The 15,833-nt window shown below is 65.5% G+C and carries 18 protein-coding genes; 7 read left to right on the forward strand and 11 right to left on the reverse strand.

Going from position 1 to position 15,833, the window contains the following annotated elements; translation table 11 throughout:
• Nucleotides 1-62: 62 nt before the first annotated feature.
• The 7 genes from U1E20_RS02305 to U1E20_RS02335 form a co-directional block, all read right to left on the reverse strand.
• Nucleotides 63-806 (reverse strand): MBL fold metallo-hydrolase, encoded by a 744-nt coding sequence (locus U1E20_RS02305; RefSeq protein WP_409978969.1) that lies wholly within the window; start codon nucleotides 804-806, stop codon nucleotides 63-65.
• Nucleotides 807-833: 27 nt separating this feature from the next.
• On the reverse strand, nucleotides 834-2,168 hold the full coding sequence (locus U1E20_RS02310) for a TldD/PmbA family protein (RefSeq protein WP_409978970.1): 1,335 nt from the start codon (nucleotides 2,166-2,168) through the stop codon (nucleotides 834-836).
• A gap of 3 nt (nucleotides 2,169-2,171) precedes the next feature.
• A complete protein-coding gene (locus U1E20_RS02315; RefSeq protein ID WP_409978971.1) occupies nucleotides 2,172-3,707 on the reverse strand; it encodes a TldD/PmbA family protein in 1,536 nt (511 codons plus the stop codon).
• 60 nt (nucleotides 3,708-3,767) lie between these two features.
• A complete protein-coding gene (locus U1E20_RS02320) occupies nucleotides 3,768-4,457 on the reverse strand; it encodes an RluA family pseudouridine synthase (RefSeq protein ID WP_409978972.1) in 690 nt (229 codons plus the stop codon).
• A 35-nt stretch (nucleotides 4,458-4,492) separates the two neighbouring features.
• Complete coding sequence (locus tag U1E20_RS02325) at nucleotides 4,493-5,224, reverse strand: SGNH/GDSL hydrolase family protein (RefSeq protein ID WP_409978973.1); 732 nt, start codon at nucleotides 5,222-5,224, stop codon at nucleotides 4,493-4,495.
• A gap of 145 nt (nucleotides 5,225-5,369) precedes the next feature.
• Entirely contained in the window at nucleotides 5,370-6,413 is a 1,044-nt protein-coding gene (locus U1E20_RS02330; protein WP_409978974.1) for an acyltransferase family protein, read from the reverse strand.
• Between the two features lie 54 nt (nucleotides 6,414-6,467).
• Nucleotides 6,468-6,653, reverse strand: coding sequence for a hypothetical protein (locus tag U1E20_RS02335; RefSeq protein WP_409978975.1), 186 nt, complete (start codon nucleotides 6,651-6,653; stop codon nucleotides 6,468-6,470).
• A gap of 48 nt (nucleotides 6,654-6,701) precedes the next feature.
• On the opposite strand from U1E20_RS02335, the gene U1E20_RS02340 reads away from it, so the two are divergent.
• Nucleotides 6,702-7,502, forward strand: coding sequence for an enoyl-CoA hydratase (locus tag U1E20_RS02340; RefSeq protein ID WP_409979626.1), 801 nt, complete (start codon nucleotides 6,702-6,704; stop codon nucleotides 7,500-7,502).
• Nucleotides 7,503-7,542: 40 nt separating this feature from the next.
• Here the strand turns inward: U1E20_RS02340 and U1E20_RS02345 are convergent, their stop codons facing one another.
• Entirely contained in the window at nucleotides 7,543-9,246 is a 1,704-nt protein-coding gene (locus U1E20_RS02345) for a hypothetical protein (RefSeq protein ID WP_409978976.1), read from the reverse strand.
• 138 nt (nucleotides 9,247-9,384) lie between these two features.
• Here U1E20_RS02345 and U1E20_RS02350 point away from each other — a divergent pair, with 138 nt between their 5' ends.
• Both U1E20_RS02350 and U1E20_RS02355 read left to right on the forward strand, forming a co-directional pair.
• Nucleotides 9,385-9,921: a SixA phosphatase family protein gene (locus U1E20_RS02350; protein WP_409978977.1), complete on the forward strand. Its 537-nt coding sequence runs from the start codon at nucleotides 9,385-9,387 to the stop codon at nucleotides 9,919-9,921.
• 29 nt (nucleotides 9,922-9,950) lie between these two features.
• The gene (locus tag U1E20_RS02355; RefSeq protein ID WP_409978978.1) at nucleotides 9,951-11,129 is read left to right on the forward strand and encodes a hypothetical protein; all 1,179 of its coding nucleotides are present in this window, start codon (nucleotides 9,951-9,953) and stop codon (nucleotides 11,127-11,129) included.
• Here U1E20_RS02355 and U1E20_RS02360 read toward each other — a convergent pair.
• Entirely contained in the window at nucleotides 11,093-11,893 is an 801-nt protein-coding gene (locus U1E20_RS02360; RefSeq protein ID WP_409978979.1) for a hypothetical protein, read from the reverse strand. The genes U1E20_RS02355 and U1E20_RS02360 overlap by 37 nt on opposite strands.
• A gap of 68 nt (nucleotides 11,894-11,961) precedes the next feature.
• Complete coding sequence (locus tag U1E20_RS02365; RefSeq protein WP_409978980.1) at nucleotides 11,962-12,297, reverse strand: DUF6477 family protein; 336 nt, start codon at nucleotides 12,295-12,297, stop codon at nucleotides 11,962-11,964.
• 120 nt (nucleotides 12,298-12,417) lie between these two features.
• On the opposite strand from U1E20_RS02365, the gene U1E20_RS02370 reads away from it, so the two are divergent.
• Both U1E20_RS02370 and U1E20_RS02375 read left to right on the forward strand, forming a co-directional pair.
• Complete coding sequence (locus tag U1E20_RS02370; RefSeq protein WP_409978981.1) at nucleotides 12,418-12,762, forward strand: helix-turn-helix domain-containing protein; 345 nt, start codon at nucleotides 12,418-12,420, stop codon at nucleotides 12,760-12,762.
• Entirely contained in the window at nucleotides 12,759-13,616 is an 858-nt protein-coding gene (locus U1E20_RS02375) for a DUF6456 domain-containing protein (RefSeq protein WP_409978982.1), read from the forward strand. Before U1E20_RS02370 ends, U1E20_RS02375 begins: the two co-directional genes overlap by 4 nt.
• 170 nt (nucleotides 13,617-13,786) lie before the next feature.
• On the opposite strand, the gene U1E20_RS02380 is transcribed toward U1E20_RS02375, so the two are convergent.
• Nucleotides 13,787-14,209 (reverse strand): SufE family protein, encoded by a 423-nt coding sequence (locus U1E20_RS02380; RefSeq protein WP_409978983.1) that lies wholly within the window; start codon nucleotides 14,207-14,209, stop codon nucleotides 13,787-13,789.
• A 148-nt stretch (nucleotides 14,210-14,357) separates the two neighbouring features.
• Between U1E20_RS02380 and U1E20_RS02385 the strand changes: the two genes are divergently transcribed.
• On the forward strand, nucleotides 14,358-14,954 hold the full coding sequence (locus U1E20_RS02385; protein ID WP_409978984.1) for a LemA family protein: 597 nt from the start codon (nucleotides 14,358-14,360) through the stop codon (nucleotides 14,952-14,954).
• Between the two features lie 2 nt (nucleotides 14,955-14,956).
• Complete coding sequence (gene cysE, locus U1E20_RS02390) at nucleotides 14,957-15,808, forward strand: serine O-acetyltransferase (RefSeq protein WP_409978985.1); 852 nt, start codon at nucleotides 14,957-14,959, stop codon at nucleotides 15,806-15,808.
• The last annotated feature ends 25 nt before the right edge of the window (nucleotides 15,809-15,833 follow it).

The following is a 15,833-nucleotide window of genomic DNA, read 5'->3' on the forward strand; positions in this document are numbered from 1 at the left end:
GCATTGTTTCGCAATGCGACCCTCCCCCTCAAGGGGGGGGGGTGGGTGTAGGCGCTTCGCCATCAAGGGGCAGGCGAATGCGCGCTTTTCGCTGCAAGCGCCGCTTCATAAAAATCCGCGAGCTGCGAAAGCAGCGCGGCGCAGTCGCCCTCGTAACTCGAGCCGTGCATCGTAGCGAGGCGATGCGGCTCCAACGTCGCCAGCATACGAATCGTCGGTCCGGTCGCCGGCGTCAGCGATGTGGCCTGAAAGGCGTTCTCCGCCGCGATTGCGGCGTCGAGCACGCTGTCCGTGACAATCGCTGGCCCGTGGCCGATCTGCGAGAAGAGATCGCCGCAAAACAGCGTTCGGGTTGTCTCTTCATAGATCAGCCCCGATTCCCATGCATGCGGCACATGCGGCGTATCGATGTAGCGCACGCGCTTACCGCCGATGTCAATTGTCTCGCCGTCGGCGAGCGCGCGCGGCGGCCGGTCGGCGAGATCGTTGAGCGACACCATGCAGGCGATCTGGCCGTGAACCACTTGCGCCTGCGGCGCGGCGGCGAGCCACAGGTTCATCGCGCCGCATTCATCGGCTTCGACATGGCCAAACGAAATCCAGCGCAGCCGTTCGATCGGCGTGATCGCGCCCAAAGCCTTCGATACGGGCGGAAACAGCGAGCGCGGCCCGCAATGAAAAAGGAACGGCTCATCCGCGTCGATAAGGAACTGGTTGAAGGTGAAACCGGCCGGCGCGGCGATCTCTTGCACAAATGTCGACAAGCGATAAATGCGCTCGGCGATTTCGTCGATTTTCGTTTCCATCTTCAACCTCAGACGTTGATCGGCCCTTTAGATACCGCTTGACTTCGACGAGAAGTTGAAGCCTTCGACGAGCATCGCCGGCGCCGCCGGCGCGCCGCCTTCGCCCGCCGCGCGCCAGGTCCGGCGCGTCGGACCGAGCGCCTTGATATTGGCGAAGAACGCGCCGAGCCGCTGATTGAAGCGCATGTTGCGCATTGGCGCGACGACGCGTCCATTCTCGATGAGAAAATTGCCGTCGCGGGTGAGGCCGGTGAGCAACAGGCTCTTCGGTTCGACGATATTGGTGTACCAAAGCCGCGTCACCAATACGCCGCGCCGCACCGATCGGACCATGTCGTCGATCGTAACGTCGCCGCCGGCCATCACGAAATTGCGCGCGAAAGGGATCGGCTCGGCGCCGGTCCGTTGCGCCCAGGCGCGCGAGCGATAGAGCGTCGTCGCGACGCCATTCTCGATAAAGGCGCGGGCGCGATGCGGCAGGCCGTCGAATCCGACCGCGGCTTCCGGCGCGATCGGATCGGCGGGATCGACGCGGATCGTCAGCTTTTCGTCGAAAAGCCTTTCGCCGATCAGCGCGCCGCCGCCGGGACGCGCAAAAAAGCTTCTGCCCTCGTCGGCGGCGCGCGCCTCCATCGCTCTCATCAGCCAAAAGGCGAGTTCGGCCGTGGCGTCCGGCTCGAGAACCACCGTATAGGCGCCGGGGTCGAGATCGACGGGCGTCGAATGATGAGCGCCCTTGGCGCAAACGACGCGGGCGATTTGCTCAGCGTCGAGCCGATCGGCGAAGAAGTGATGCGCAGCGGCCCAGCCCGACCAAGAGTCGGCGCGGTTGCGGGCGGTGGCCGAGAGATCGATTTCGCTGCGCCGTTCATAGGCGAAGAGCCCGGCGCTCGTGGCGTAAGCGTCGAATCGCCGCGCGGCTGTCGCGCAGCCGAAAGTATCGACGCCGATCCGCGCGCCTTCCGCCATGACCTGCGCCGCGGCGCCCACGAGCGCGTCGAGTCTCAGATGCGCCGTCGCCTCGTCATAGCGGCTGGAAAAGCCGTAATTTTGCGGACCGAGCGGCGCGACATAATCCGGATCGACGGGCAACAGGCGCGCAATCTCTTCCGACCGCGCGACAGCGGCGGCGAGCGCCGCGTCGTCGAAGCGCGAGATGCTGCAGGCGCCGACGCGCCCACCGATATGCGAGGAAATTCGCAGACTGGCTTCAGCGCTCGCGAGATTGGTCGTCGCGCCGCCGCGCGCGAAGCGCAGACTTTGATCGAGGCCGCCTTGAATATGCACGGCGCAGGCGTCGGCCTTGGAATGTGCGAGCACCTTGTCGGCGATCGCCTTTGCGTCATCTGAGGAAAGAAACATGCTCTATGCGTCGTCGCTCGTGTTCAGCACGCGCACGTTGCGAAAGAGCGCCGGCGGGCTGCCGTGCGAGACCGGCGCCAGCTGCACCGGCTCGGCCTTGCCGCAGGTGAAGGTGCCGTCGAGATGATAGGCGCTTTCATCGCACAGGCCTGAAAGAGAATTCCAAAATTGCGTGTTGCGCCCCTGATAGGCGCCGTCGCGCAGCAATTCGCCAAGCCTGCCGTTCTTGATCTCATAGAAGAGTTGCCCGCCGAACTGGAAATTGTCGCGCTGCTGATCGATGCTCCAGCTGCCGGCGCCGACGACGTAAATCCCGTTCTCGACATCGTTGATCAGATCGTCGAAGCAGCATTTCCGAGGATTCGGCTTCAATGAAATATTCGGCATGCGCTGAATGGGAAACGTCGTCGGACTGTCCGCATAGGCGCAGCCATTCGAATGCGACAGGCCGATGAGATGCGCCTGCCCGAGCGCCATCTGGAAATTCCTGAACACGCCGTTTTCGACGATCGCGAATTCAGCGGCCTCCGCCGGCGCGCCGTCGTCGTCATAGCCGATCGTGGCGAGCGCGCCGGGCTGGGCGCGGTCGGCGACGATCGTCATCAGCTCCGAGCCGAACCGCAATTCATTCAGCATATGAGGTTTGACGAAGCTGGTGCCCGCGAAATTCGCCTCCCAGCCGAGCACGCGGTCGAGTTCGGTCGAATGGCCGACCGTCTCATGGATCGTCAGCCACAGATTGGTCGGGTCGATCACGATGTCATAGTCGCCCGGCGTCACCGGCTTGGCGTCGAGCTTGGCGCGCGCCTCGCCGCCCGCCCGCGCGGCTTCCTCGATCAGGCCGGCGCCGAGAACATAGTCCCAGCCGGCCCCGCGCGCCGGGGCGAGACAGTCGCGCGTCGCGAGACGGCCCTTGGCGCGATCGACCGCGGCCGCCTGAAAATTTGGCGCGACCCGGGTGCGCGTCTGATGAATCCGGCTGCCGAGGCTGTTGGCGAAGAATCGCTCTTCGCGCGCCGCCGAGAACGACGCCGAGCAGAAATCCGCGCCATGATCGCGCGCGCTGGCGATGATCGCCAGCAGCAGATCGGCCTTCTCGCCGGCTGACACGTCGAATGGATCGGCGCCCATGGGCATGATCCATTCGGCCTCATGCGCGGGCAGGCGCTCAAGTTCGATCGGCAGGAATTGTATCGGCTTCACCGCGCGGGCGTTCTCCAGCGCGCGCTCGACGCCGTCGCGCAGACTTGAAGGATCGAGCCGGCGCGCGCCGTAAAATCCCCAGCAGCCGTCGAGCAGAACCCGCAGGCCGAATCCCTGCGAGGCGCGCTCGTCGAAATTCTCCAGCCGGTCGTCCTTGGCGAAGGCGTATTCGCGCCAGGTTTCGCCGATCCTGAGGTCGGCGTAGCTCGCGCCGCCCGCTCGCGCGGCGGCGAGCGCTAGATCGGCGAGATCATGGAGCAGCCCTCGGTCCAGCGCGAAAGCGCTAGGGCTCCGGCAGGAGGATTCCATAGAAGAAGGCGTGGCGGCCGCCGCCATGTGTCGCTCCAAAATACCGTGACATGTTCGGCGTTTCGGCGCCGATTTGCAATCGCTCCGTTACGCTTGCGCTTCGCTCCGCCAGCCGCAGGCGTAGAGCGCCTCAGCCATATGCGGGGGCGGCGCAGCGAGAGCTTCGACCGGCGGCTTGCCGTCCTGCATCGGCACGCTCACCGCGCGGGCATGAAGGTGAAGGGGCGGCGCGCCCTCGCGGCGACCAGAGCCATAGATCGGATCGCCGAGAATCGGCCAGCCCATCGCCTGCGAATGCACGCGGATCTGATGCGTGCGGCCGGTATGCGGCGTGAATTCAATGAAGGCGAGCGCGCTATCGGCGCTTCTGCCGAGAACCCGCCACGAGGTGCGGGCGGGCAAGCCAAGCGGGTCGGGCCGCATCCACCAGCCGCGCCCCGCGTCAAGCCGCCCGAGCGCCAGGTCGATCTCGCCTTGCTCGCCCGCCGGCGCGCCCTCGACCACCGCCCAATAGGTCTTGCCGACGCGGCCGGACTTGAACAGCCGGCCAAGCCGCTCCAGCGCCTTGCGGTGGCGCCCGAGCACCAGGCAGCCGGAGGTGTCCTTGTCGAGACGATGCGCCAGCGCCGGCGGACGGGGGAGGCCGAAGCGCAGCTGGTCGAAGGCGTCTTCGAGGCTCGGGCCGCCCTTCGGGCCGCGGTGGACGGCGACGCCGGCGGGCTTGTCGATGATCAGCATCAGCCCGTCACGGTGAAGCAGGCGAGGGAGGAGGTCCATGGCGGGCTTATAGCAGGGCGCGGCGCTCGAACGCGCTACCTTCCGGCGTGTTTTTCGAGCGACAGCGCGCCGCCGATAAACGCGCCATATTTATGGAAGTTTTCGTCGGTGAGATGCACGCCGTCGGCGGTGTAACGCCGCTCGTTGCCTTCATAGCGATCGATGAAATCGTCATATTCGATAATGTTGAGTTCGGGATGGTCGCGCCACAGCGCCACCCGGTAGAGGTCGTTCACCTGCTTCTGGCACTGATCGTAAAAGCAGCTCAAGATTGAGCGTTTGACGGCGCTGTAGAGATTGGGCGGGTTGAACCTGCGTTCGTTGACGCGGGGAATCGCGATGATTTCGACGTCGTCGACGTCGGAAAAATATTCGACGAGCTTTTTTGTATATTCGACATAGGCTGACGCGCCGACGTGCTGAATTTCATCATTGACGCCGTTGATGAGAACGACCGTGTCGGGCGTCTTGCCGTCAAACAGGCGGTAGAGTTTCTCGGTCGGGTATTTATCGCGCAGTTCTGTATAGAGCAGGCGCGAGTTTCGGCCGGCGAAACCGATCGAACAGGCTTTGACGCCGCGGCCGTGAAGGCGCTCGGAGACAGCGCGCGGCAGTTCGGGCAATAGCTTGCCGTCCGACGCCCAGGATTCGCCGACGACAAGGATGTTGTAATCCTTGCCGCCGCCGCTGTTGACGCTCGCGCAACTGACCGTCGGCTCATCCGAGCGCTTCAGGCTGAGAAGCGTCAGCCCGCCGGTGACAGCCAAAACAAACGCCAATCGCTGCGCGCCGGGGAACATGGCGCACCCATAGCCCGCCGATTGGACTCAAGCAAATTGGAGAACGCGCGCTCCGTGGCGCGATCGGATCAGGCGAGGGCCGGGGAAGGCTCCGGCCCCGTGGCGCGTGGCCTTAAGCCATCGCCGGCGCGGCGCCGGCGACCCCGACCGAGCCGAACCCGACCGGCGCGGCGAGAATCCGCCCGGAGACCCAGGAGGCGCGCAATTTGTTGATCGGCCGATCGAACAGGCGCCAGATCAGATAGGAGGCGACGAGGATGATGACGAGCGCCTCCGAGCAGAGCAGCATGCGATCGAGATAGGAGCCTTCGCCGGTCTTCAAAGCGCCGATCACCGACCAGTGCAGCAGATAGAAAATGTAGGACAATTCGCCGAACATGCGGTCCTTGGCGCCGCTTGACTGCTGCGTCGTATAGAGCGCCCAGGGCGTCATCGTCGCGGCGATGAGCAGATTGGTCTTGCTGCTGAAGGCGAGCGCCATCGCGCCTTGCGCCGTGCCGAAATAAAGCTCCTTGGCGAGCAGCGCGACGCAGAGCGCGACCACGGCGAGCGAAGCATAGAGCGCGCGATAGGCGAAGACGCGGCTCGGCTTCAACTCATGGCTCGCGGCCGCGACGCCGACTCCGAAAAACAGCAGGAAAGGCGCGACGGTGGCGGAGCCGCCAAGCCACGGCGCGGCGGCCGAAATGACAAGGCAAAGCAGCAAGAGCTGAATGTTCTTCGAAATGAGGAAGATGATCGCCGGCGCGATGAGATAGAACTGCAATTCCATATCCAGCGACCAGCCGGGAATATTGGCCTGGAACGGCAGCGAGTTGTAGCCGAGGATCATGATGTTGGAGAAGAGCTGATGCATCAGCCCGCCAAAGGCCGTCGGCGCGTCGCCGCGCCAGACGAGAAGCGCCCAAGTGATCGCCGAGCACAGAGCGAATACCGGCGCGATGCGCCAGACGCGCGAAACAAGATAGGTGAAATAGGCCGAATTCGTCTTGGAATAGGTCTTCTTCCACATCGCCGCGACCCAATAGCCGCTCAGTACGAAAAAGATCAGCACCGCGGACATGCCGAGGTTGAAACTGGTCGTGTGGTGAACAAAGACCGCAAAGGCTAAAGTCAGCCGCAATGCTCCCGGCGACGCGAATTTGTCAGTTCCCATCGCCTTGGCGCTCCAAATTTGCGAGGAAAGTTTCTCGAATGCGTGAAATCGACCTTAGTCGTCATTGCGACGCGGCGTGCTGTGGCACGAGGTCGCGATCGCCGCGGCGCGGCGCGGCATTGCGTCGCGCATCGCGGCTTCGAGGCGTGCGCCCGTCCGTGGCTCGACGCTTTCCTCTTCCGTGGTCACAGTGTGGTCGGCGTGTGTGGTCCGATCGCCCGGCGAATTGAGTTTAGTCAACGAACCATGACCGATCGAACGACCTTCGAAGAGCGCTCACGAGGAATGATGGCGATTCAATCTCCGACACCCAAGCTTCGCGTCACGCTGAATTTCGGCGTCGCGCGGCTCCATATCGATAATCCCTCAAAGCGGAACGCCTTCGATTTCGAGATGTGGCGCGCGCTGCCGGCGCTGATGCGCGATATCGACGCCGAAGAGGAGGCGCGCATTCTCGTGATCAGCGGCGCCGCGGGCATGTCGTTTTGCGCCGGCGCCGACATCAGCGAATTCTCCACGCTCCGCGCGACCAGCGACGGCGGGCGCGCTTATGAGAAGGCCAATGTCGAAGCCTTCGACGCGATTTCGAATCTTTCTAAACCGACCATCGCCGCCGTTTCGGGATTCTGCATGGGCGGCGGCTTCGGCATCGCCGCATGCTGCGATCTGCGCGTCGCCGATGCTAAGGCGGTTTTCGCCATTCCGGCGGCGAAGCTCGGCGTCGGCTATCCGCCGGCGGCGATGTCCTACGTCGTCGCCGCCGTCGGCGTGCAACTGGCGTTCGATCTCTTCTACACCGCGCGCCGCCTGACGGCCGACGAAGCCAATGAGCGCGGCTTCGTCAGCCGGCTGTTCGCGTCGGAGAGTTTCGAAGGCGGCGTGCATGCGCTCGCCGAAACGATCGCCGCCGGCGCGCCGCTGACCCTTCGCGCCGCCAAGGCAGCGATCCGCGCCGCCGGACGATTGCCGGAAGCGCCGTCCTATGAACAATGCGAAGCTCTGGCGAGCGCCTGTTTCGACAGCGACGATTACATGGAGGGCCGCGCCGCTTTTCTAGAGAAGCGGGAGCCGCGTTTCATGGGGCGGTGACGTGGCGCGCCGCGAATTGTCCCAGCGCTCAGTCGCGCCCTTATCTCGCCGCGCTCGCTTCTACCTCGAGGCTTTCCAGAATCTCGCCGGGCTTTCGCAGAAGCGCGTCTAGGGCGTTGATTCCTTTTGGCGCGACAAGATGCAGATGCAGGCGCTTCGGCTTCTCGATATAGGCTGAAACGGCGTCGGCGACTCGCCTGGCGTTGGCGCCGGGGCCGAGGAGCGCGGCGATCGCCGTCGATGCGGATTTGGCGTAATCGGTCCGCGCCTGTTCGACCGAGGTCTTCCGCTCCTTGGCCTCCAGAGCGAGCATGCGATCGACCAGGCCGTTGCCTTCTAGCGTAAGGTCGATCGACTTAACCGATGTCGTCAGCATCCCCGCGCGCGAAACGATCGGTGACGACGAGAACGCCGCGCGCGACACATTGGCAAAGAGCGCCGAGACGGTGGCCGCGCCCATGTCCTTGGCGTCGATCACTACCGGCTCTAGCGCCGCTTCCGACGTCTTCTCGCGCCATTCGCCGGCGGCGAGTCCGGAAAGCGTAAGATCGCGATAGCCGAGCGCCAAGAAATGCGCCGTCGTCTGGGTTTCGCCGCGCGCCGCAAGATCGATGTTGAACTTTTCGACACGGCCGGAGAATTTCGTCGGCGTCGTTTCGAGAAAATTCTCGAATGTCGCGCTCGCATTCTCGACGCTGAATTTGATCCGCGACGCGTCGCCGGTCTTGGGATCAGGCAGATCGGCGGCGAGGCCGCGCAACTCGACGCGCGCCAATCTCGGATAGGCGCCGGACTGCAAAATCGGCGCAAGCCGCAATTCATTCAGTGAAAATCGCCGCACCGACAGATTGCCGCCGTCCGACGCGGCGTGCGAAAAATCTTCGGCGAATATTTCGCCGGCGCCGGCGCTTGCCACTTTGCGCATGCCAAAGCGCGCGATCTTCGACGCAAACGGCTTTGCCGCCGGTTCGCCTTTGCCGGTCAGGGCGATATTCTCGACGTCGATCGATGCGGCCTCGAAAGATTGCAGCGCATCGAGGAGATCGCGCATCAACGCGGGATCATCCTCGGGTTTTGCGGGGTCGCGCTTCACGAACCGCTCGACGAGTTTGTCAGCTGGCGTTTGCAACGCGCGTCCGCGCACGCCGGCGATCTTCACCCGTCCTGTCGTCACGACAAAATCGCGGGCAGCGTCTTCGAGACGCGTCGAGTCGACGATTTCCTCGTCGACCAATGGCGTCAGCGGCGCGTCGGCTTCGCTGCGCGTCACGCCGAGCCGCGCGATTTCGCCGAGATCGACTCCCTTTGCCTCTAAGACGCCCCATTGAACGCGCCGAGCGGCTCCCTTCGCGGAGTCGATCGTCTCTTCGCCGCCGTCGGCGCGAACGATCTCCGCGCGCCCGGAAACGATATTCTCGAATACAAGCGCGCGATAGGTTGCGCGCTCGATCCCCGACTCATTGCGGCTTTCGCTCGACATCGCCGGCACGGCGATTCGCCGCGCCGACACCCGCGCGAGCCGCGCCGCGACATTTGCATCCCCGCTTAAGAACAGCTTGGCCAGTTCCGCGAACGGCAGGCTTGCGCCTTCGATTTCCATATGCGGGATGCGATAGGTGGTCGCGCCGAGCGTGACGACGACATTGTCGAGCGTCAGCGGCTTCTCGCCGGCGGCCTGCGACGAAATAGCGGCGCTCGCGAGAGACAGCGCCGTAACGACGCCGGCGATGATGAACCTGCGCATCGGAAAGCCCTGGTGAGGCGGCGGCAAACAGGTCGCACGAGGCGCCCTTAAGGTAAAGGGGCGCGTGCTATCGTCGCAGCCCGGATTCGGCGCGACGCCCCCCGTGGCGGCGCGGCGGGGCCGTGATAGAGAGACGGCATGCGTCGACTCCTGCTCCTGCGCCATGGCAAGGCCGACCGGCATTCGGCCGGCGGCGACCGCGAGCGTCCGCTCGTTCGTCGAGGCATGGAGGACGCGCGGCGCATGGGCGAGTTCCTGCGCGAATCGAAGATCGCGCCGGACCTCGCCGTGGCCTCCAACGCCCGCCGGGCGAAGCAGACGCTCGACAAGGTGCTCGACTGCTTTACCGGCCATGTCACCCATCTGATCGAGAATACGATCTATCTTGCCACCGTCGATCATCTGGTCGAGATTTTGCGGCAGACTCCGGACAAGGTCGGGACGCTGCTCGCCGTCGGCCATAATCCTGGCTTCGCCGAGCTTGCCTATTGGCTCGCCGGCTCGGGCGAGGCGGATGAATTGGCGCTGATGCGCGCTAAATTTCCTACGGCGGCGCTGGCGGTGCTCGATTTCGAGATCGATCATTGGTCGCAGGTGCGCAAAGGCGGAGCCCGCCTCACGCGCTTCGTGACGCCGGGCATGCTGCGGGGCGAGGCGACGGAAGACCCCGACTGACTTGGTTCGCGACCTTTTGAAGGACGGCCATGCTGATCGAAGCGCTCCTGACGATGCTGGCCGTAGCGGCGCCTCAGAAGGCGCCGGCCTTCCTCGCCGCGCCGGTCTTGGCGCTGGCGCCCGCGGCCAGGCCCGCTTACCGGCCGGAGGCGCGCGCCGTGGACAATTGGCGAATCGAGAGCGCGCTGGCGCTGGAGATGGCCCCTGTCGCGGCGATCCGCCGCGCGGTCGGCGCCGAGGAGGGCGAGCCGGGCCGCTGCGTCAAGCTCAATAATTACTGGTGCATCAAGAGCGCCGGATGGAGCGGCGAAATCGCCGCCGATCCCGACGGCCATGTCGCGTTCGCCTCGGCGGCGGAGGGCGCCGCCGTCGCGGCGCTGCTGCTGCGCCGTTATTATGTCGATTATGGGCGGCGCAGCGCGCGCGCCATCGTTGAGCGCTGGGCGCCGGCGCAATGTTCGCTCGGCGTCGTGACGCCGATTAGAAACGTGACGGCGGCGCTCGGCCGGACAGCGTCGCGCGCGGGCATGGCGCGCATGCTGCCGCAGCGCGTCGTGCCAATGGGGCTCGCGCCGCGCGGCATTCAGAATACGCTGCGCGCCCGCTGGCTCGCGGCGCATGGGCGCGGCGGCGTCGACCGGAAGATCGCGCAAGCGGGCGCCGGCGGCGACCGGAAAAAGGCGCGGCGGCCTCTCTCGACGACGATCGATCTGATGCCGTCGATCGACCTGATGCCGGCGCCTTCAATCATGGCCGGCGTTTCCGAGCGGCCGGCGCGGCGAACCAAGCTCGTCGAACCGAAAGCGCCGGCGCTTTCGACGACGCTGGCCGACATCGCGCCGCTTCCAACCCCTTTGCCGGCGCTGGACTTCGGCGTCACGAGCTGCGCTGGCGAACTTGCGCGGATCGCCAATTATGCCGCGGCCGTCGCCCAGGGCGTCGCCGGCGGCCCCAACGAGGATTTGGGACTGTTCACCGCTGACGGCCTGCCCACCGACAATCTCGCCAAGGCGATGGCCAATATGGCGGCGGTCGAAATCGGGCCGGCGCATCCGCGCGAGGCGCTGATCAAAGCCGCCGTCGCGCAATTGCGCCAGACGCTGGGCGAGTCCGATAAGCATGCCGCCGGCGCGCCGGCGCCCGCGACTGAGACATCGGCGCCGCCATCCGATCAGGAGCGCGCCATCAGCTCCAGCGCGAGACCGTAAACCTTGGTGCGCGCCGGCTCGGGCAGCGTCTTCAGCACTTCGAAATAGGTCTGCCCCGCGCCGCACATCCGCGCGTCTTCAAGCGGCGGAACGGGCATTTTGCCGTCGAGCAGCGCGTCGATCTCGACCTTGTCGAGGCCCCGCGCGGTCAGCGCATTCTCCAGGACTCGGAAATCCGCCTCGGTCGGCGCGGCGCGTTCGATCTTGTTGGCCTGTCCGCTGATGATCGCCTCGAGTCCGGCGAGCGCCATGTCGGCGACAATCTGGCGGCGCGAGGCGGCGAATCGCTGGAAATCGAGATTGGTCGCGCCGTATAGGAAGGCGACGCACATGCGCTTGTCTTCCCGCGCCACCGCCTGCAGCACTTCGAGCTGCTTCTCAAAGACGCGGGCGATCGGCTCGGGCTCGGCTTTCGCCGCCAGCGCGCCATGCGAGGTCCGAACGCGGCGGACCGCCTCGGAAAGATAATAGTCGACGCTCTGCTCTTCCTTCGTCTGGGCGAGGCGCGCGGCGAAATCATTGATCGCCGCCTCGTAATCGGTGGTGAAGGTTTCACGAAGCCGGGCGAAATAGCGCGCATAGTCGGGCGTCGCGGCGATGAGCGTCTCGATCTGCTGGCGGGCGCCGCCCTTGTCGAGCGACGTCAAGGCGTCGGCGCCGGCCAAGCGCGACGCCGGGTGAATGGCCATCCATGTCAGGCCGACGCCGGCGCCGATCGCGACGAGCGCCGCCGCCAACAGCGCCAGAATTTTCTCAAGATACATCGCCCGCCTTTGGGTCTTCTCGTGAAAGAATCAAGCTTAAAGCATTGCGCATTTGGGCGGAAGCGCGCCTATCGCTGGACGGCCCTCAGCAGCCGATGGAGCCGCGCGGTTTCGGCGCGATGGGCAATAAGCAGCCCGATATGGCGGTTGAGGTCATAGCTCCAATGGCCGCGCCGCGCCCGTTCGCCGCGCATCGCGCGTTCGATTTCCTTGAGCGCCGCGCGCGCCGCATCGGGTGATTCGCTGGCGATCGTCTCGGGCGAGAGGCGATGGAGCCGGGAGAGCGCGCTGACGCGATCATAGCCTTTTTCGCCTGCGGCTAGAGCGGCGTCGAGCGCGCGCCCGGCGGCGGCGGCGAAACGGGCGGGGTGATCGTGCGGTTCAGAATTTGACGTGCGCGTCATGGGTCGTCCTCCAAGACGCTGAGAATGCTCTCCCCCAAACGCATGAGGATAAGCATTTTGTCTCTTGAATAGGAATTTATTCAGGCATAGGGTGCGGCTCCACTCAAGCTGGAGCCTTCCATGTTTTCCCGTCCCGAGCCCATTCCGGGCCTCAGCGCCGCCGCGGCCGCGGCGGCTCAGGCGATGCCCTTCGCCGAGCTTTTCTCGGCGCGCCGCTGCCGTCCCTCGGTCGCCCGCGCCCGTCAGCTCGCCGTCTATCTCCACCATGTCGCGCTCGGCGCGAGCGTTTCGGCCTGCGCCAGGGCTTTCGCGCGCGACCGAGCCACCATTCGCCACGCCTGCGCGACGATCGAGGATTTGCGCGACGATCCCTTATTCGACGCCGGCGCCGCCCGGCTCGAATCGGCGCTCGCCGCTCAGCGCGACATGATCTGCGACCTCCTTGAACAAGGGAGCGCGCGATGAAGAAAGGCCCCGGACGCCCCGCCAAGGAGGACATAACCCGCGCCATGCGCCGGCTGCTTCAGGCGCTCGCCGAGCCCGGCGCGCGGGCCGCGCCGAGCGGGCTCGAAGCGTCGACGCTGGTCGTGCGCGCCGCGCGCAAAGGCGTCACCGTCGTGCGCGCCCGGCTTCCCGCCGCCGTCGGCGAGGCGGCGCGCGCAGAAGGACTCGTGCGATGGGAGGATGACGGCGGCGAACGCCGGCTGGCGCTCACCGACGCCGGCCGCGCGCATCTTCGACGATTGTCAGCGCCCGAGATCGAACAGGCTGAGCCCTTTCGCGCGCAACATGCGTCCTACGCGCTGCGCCAACTCGACAAAGGCGCGCGTCCGACGCTGATCAATGAAGCGGAAAGTCCGCTTGTCTGGCTCGCGCGCCGCAAGGACCGCGACGGCCGGACCTTCCTCGACGCCGCGCAGCTCGAAGCTGGCGAGCGCTTTCGCCGCGACATCGAGCAGGCGCAGCTCCTGCAGCGGGTGACGGCGAATTGGGAAGCCTCGATCAACGCCGCGCGGCGCGGCGCCGACTCAAGCGCCGCCTCCGAGGTCGCAATCGACGCCCGCCGGCGCCTCGCCCGCGCCTTCGATTCAGTGGGACCGGAACTGGGCGGGCTGCTGACCGACGTCTGCGGCTATCTCAAAGGATTGGAAATCGTCGAAAGCGAACGTGGTTGGCCCGCGCGCTCGGCGAAAGTCGTGCTGAGAATCGCCCTCGATCGACTGGCCCGCCATTATGGCCTTGCTATCGAAGCCCGCGGCCGGCACCGCGCGCAAGCGCTGCTGCATTGGGGCGCTGAGGATTATCGGCCGAGGATGTGAATTTCACCCTCCCCTCGAGGGGGAGGGTCGAAGCGCGCAGCGCTTCGGGGTGGGGTGACAAATGCGCGGAGCGCAGACGAAAGACGTTGCGGCCGGCAAGAGCGTTGGACGGGGGGCACCCCACCCCGGACTGCTTCGGAGTCCGACCCTCCCCCTCAAGGGGAGGGGGTCTACGCCGCCATCGCCTCGCGGGCTTCCTTCTTGATGCGCTCGACCATCGAGCGCAGGCCGTTGGCGCGCTGCGGCGTCAGATGTTCGGCGAGGCCGAGCTCCTTGAACAGCGGCGCTGCGTCGGTGTCGACGATTTCCTGCGCCGGGCGTCCCGAATAGAGCGCCAGCGTCAGCGCGACGAGGCCGCGCACGATATGGGCGTCGCTGTCGCCGCGAAAATTGAGGATCGTCCGCCCGCCGGGATCGCGCGTCGGCGTCGATTCGAGCCACACCTGGCTGGCGCAGCCGCGCACCTTGTTTTCGTCCGTATAGGCGTCCTTGGGCAGCGGCTCGAGCGTGCGGCCAAGCTCGATCAGATAGCGGTAGCGGTCCTCCCATTCATCGAGAAGTTCGAAATTGCCGATGATCTCGTTGATTTGCATCTTGTCCGCATCCTTATGGCGAAGGCCCATTCTACCCTAATTTCGGCCCCAATTGAGCGCCGAGCCGCGCCCTTTCCTTAGCAAGAGCCGCGCCTTACATTTCGCGGCATGATCGCCGGCGCGCCGCGCCGCTCTCACGGAGACATATATGAGCGACTTTTCCCGCTGGCGCGCCGTCGCCGCCGCGATGTTACTTGCGATCGGTCTTTCCGGCTGCGGCTACAATACGATTCCGACGCTGGAGGAGAACGCCAAGGCGAGATGGTCGGAGGTGCAGTCGCAATATCAGCGCCGCGCCGATCTCATCCCCAATCTCGTCGAGACCGTGAAGGGCTACGCCAAGCAGGAGAAGGACGTATTGACCTCCGTCGTCGAGGCGCGCGCCAAGGCGACCTCGGTCAAGGTCGACGCCGGGTCGCTGACCGATCCTGAAAAGATGAAGCAGTTTCAGGAGGCGCAAAATCAGCTCACCGGCGCGCTCGGCCGGCTGATCGCTGTCAGCGAAGCCTATCCGGACCTAAAATCCAACCAGAACTTCCTCGCGTTGCAGTCACAGCTCGAAGGCACCGAAAACCGCATCAATGTCGCGCGGCGCGACTACATCGAGGCGGTGCGGGAATTCAACACCTCGCTGCGCACCTTCCCGACGCTGCTCTGGGCCAAAACCTTCTTTGCCGGAACCAAGCCGATGGCGGAATTCTCGGCGACTGACGCGGCGCAATCGCCGCCGCCAGTGAAGTTCTGAACATGGACGCAGACGCGCCGCGCCAGGACTTCACCGCGCTTGCGGCCGAGGCCGAGGCGATGTGGGCCCATATGCGCCGCGAGGCGGAGGAAGCGCTGCGTCTCGATCCGTCGCTGACGCCGCTGATGCTGGGCGCGGTGCTGAACCGCGCGTCGCTCGAAGAGGCGGTGGTCCAGCGCATCGCCGCGCGGCTCGGGGCCTCGGCGATCGACGCCAGAACAATCGCCGACGCCTTTCTGCAGGCGGTGGAGGAGGATGAGACGATCGCGGCGGCGTTCCGCGCCGATCTCGCCGCCTGCGTCGAGCGTGATCCCGCCTGCGGGCGGCTGATCGAGCCGCTGCTCTATTTCAAGGGATTCCATGCGATCCAGTCGGCGCGGCTCGCCCATGCGCTGTGGCGCGGGCGCCGACACGACTTCGCCAATTATATCCAGAGCCGCGCCTCGGACGCGCTGGCCGCCGACATTCATCCGGCGGCGCGCCTGGGCAAGGGGCTGTTCCTCGACCATGGCACCGGCTTCGTCGTCGGCGAGACGGCGGTCGTCGACGACGAAGTCTCGATTTTGCACAATGTGACTCTCGGCGGCACCGGCAAGGTCGCCGGCGACCGCCATCCGAAGGTGAGGCGCGGGGTGATGATCGGGGCGGGCGCCAAAATCCTCGGCAATATCGAGATCGGCGCCTGTTCGCGCATCGCCGCCGGTTCGGTGGTGCTGAAATCGGTTCCGCCGAATTCGATCGTCGCCGGCGTGCCGGCCAAGGTGGTCGGGACCGAATCCCGCACCGAGCCGGCCCGCGACATGGATCAGATCCTGCGCGGCCTCGCCTATGATTCCTTCGACTATGTGATCTGAGCCTGACGATGCGCGCCTAAGGGCA

Origin of the sequence: Methylocystis sp. (assembly GCF_046349115.1) — a bacterium.
Classification (GTDB): Bacteria; Pseudomonadota; Alphaproteobacteria; order Rhizobiales; family Beijerinckiaceae; genus Methylocystis.

Excerpts from the sequence above, each read along its gene's own strand:
- U1E20_RS02305 (WP_409978969.1), bottom strand. The coding sequence starts at position 806 with ATGGAAACGAAAATCGACGAAATCGCCGAGCGCATTTATCGCTTGTCG.
- U1E20_RS02355 (WP_409978978.1), top strand. The coding sequence starts at position 9,951 with ATGCTGATCGAAGCGCTCCTGACGATGCTGGCCGTAGCGGCGCCTCAG.
- U1E20_RS02350 (WP_409978977.1), top strand. The coding sequence starts at position 9,385 with ATGCGTCGACTCCTGCTCCTGCGCCATGGCAAGGCCGACCGGCATTCG.
- U1E20_RS02380 (WP_409978983.1), bottom strand. The coding sequence starts at position 14,209 with ATGCAAATCAACGAGATCATCGGCAATTTCGAACTTCTCGATGAATGG.
- U1E20_RS02340 (WP_409979626.1), top strand. The coding sequence starts at position 6,702 with ATGGCGATTCAATCTCCGACACCCAAGCTTCGCGTCACGCTGAATTTC.
- U1E20_RS02360 (WP_409978979.1), bottom strand. The coding sequence starts at position 11,893 with ATGTATCTTGAGAAAATTCTGGCGCTGTTGGCGGCGGCGCTCGTCGCG.
- U1E20_RS02310 (WP_409978970.1), bottom strand. The coding sequence starts at position 2,168 with ATGTTTCTTTCCTCAGATGACGCAAAGGCGATCGCCGACAAGGTGCTC.
- U1E20_RS02345 (WP_409978976.1), bottom strand. The coding sequence starts at position 9,246 with ATGCGCAGGTTCATCATCGCCGGCGTCGTTACGGCGCTGTCTCTCGCG.
- U1E20_RS02375 (WP_409978982.1), top strand. The coding sequence starts at position 12,759 with ATGAAGAAAGGCCCCGGACGCCCCGCCAAGGAGGACATAACCCGCGCC.
- cysE (WP_409978985.1), top strand. The coding sequence starts at position 14,957 with ATGGACGCAGACGCGCCGCGCCAGGACTTCACCGCGCTTGCGGCCGAG.
- U1E20_RS02315 (WP_409978971.1), bottom strand. The coding sequence starts at position 3,707 with ATGGCGGCGGCCGCCACGCCTTCTTCTATGGAATCCTCCTGCCGGAGC.
- U1E20_RS02365 (WP_409978980.1), bottom strand. The coding sequence starts at position 12,297 with ATGACGCGCACGTCAAATTCTGAACCGCACGATCACCCCGCCCGTTTC.
- U1E20_RS02370 (WP_409978981.1), top strand. The coding sequence starts at position 12,418 with ATGTTTTCCCGTCCCGAGCCCATTCCGGGCCTCAGCGCCGCCGCGGCC.
- U1E20_RS02330 (WP_409978974.1), bottom strand. The coding sequence starts at position 6,413 with ATGGGAACTGACAAATTCGCGTCGCCGGGAGCATTGCGGCTGACTTTA.
- U1E20_RS02320 (WP_409978972.1), bottom strand. The coding sequence starts at position 4,457 with ATGGACCTCCTCCCTCGCCTGCTTCACCGTGACGGGCTGATGCTGATC.
- U1E20_RS02385 (WP_409978984.1), top strand. The coding sequence starts at position 14,358 with ATGAGCGACTTTTCCCGCTGGCGCGCCGTCGCCGCCGCGATGTTACTT.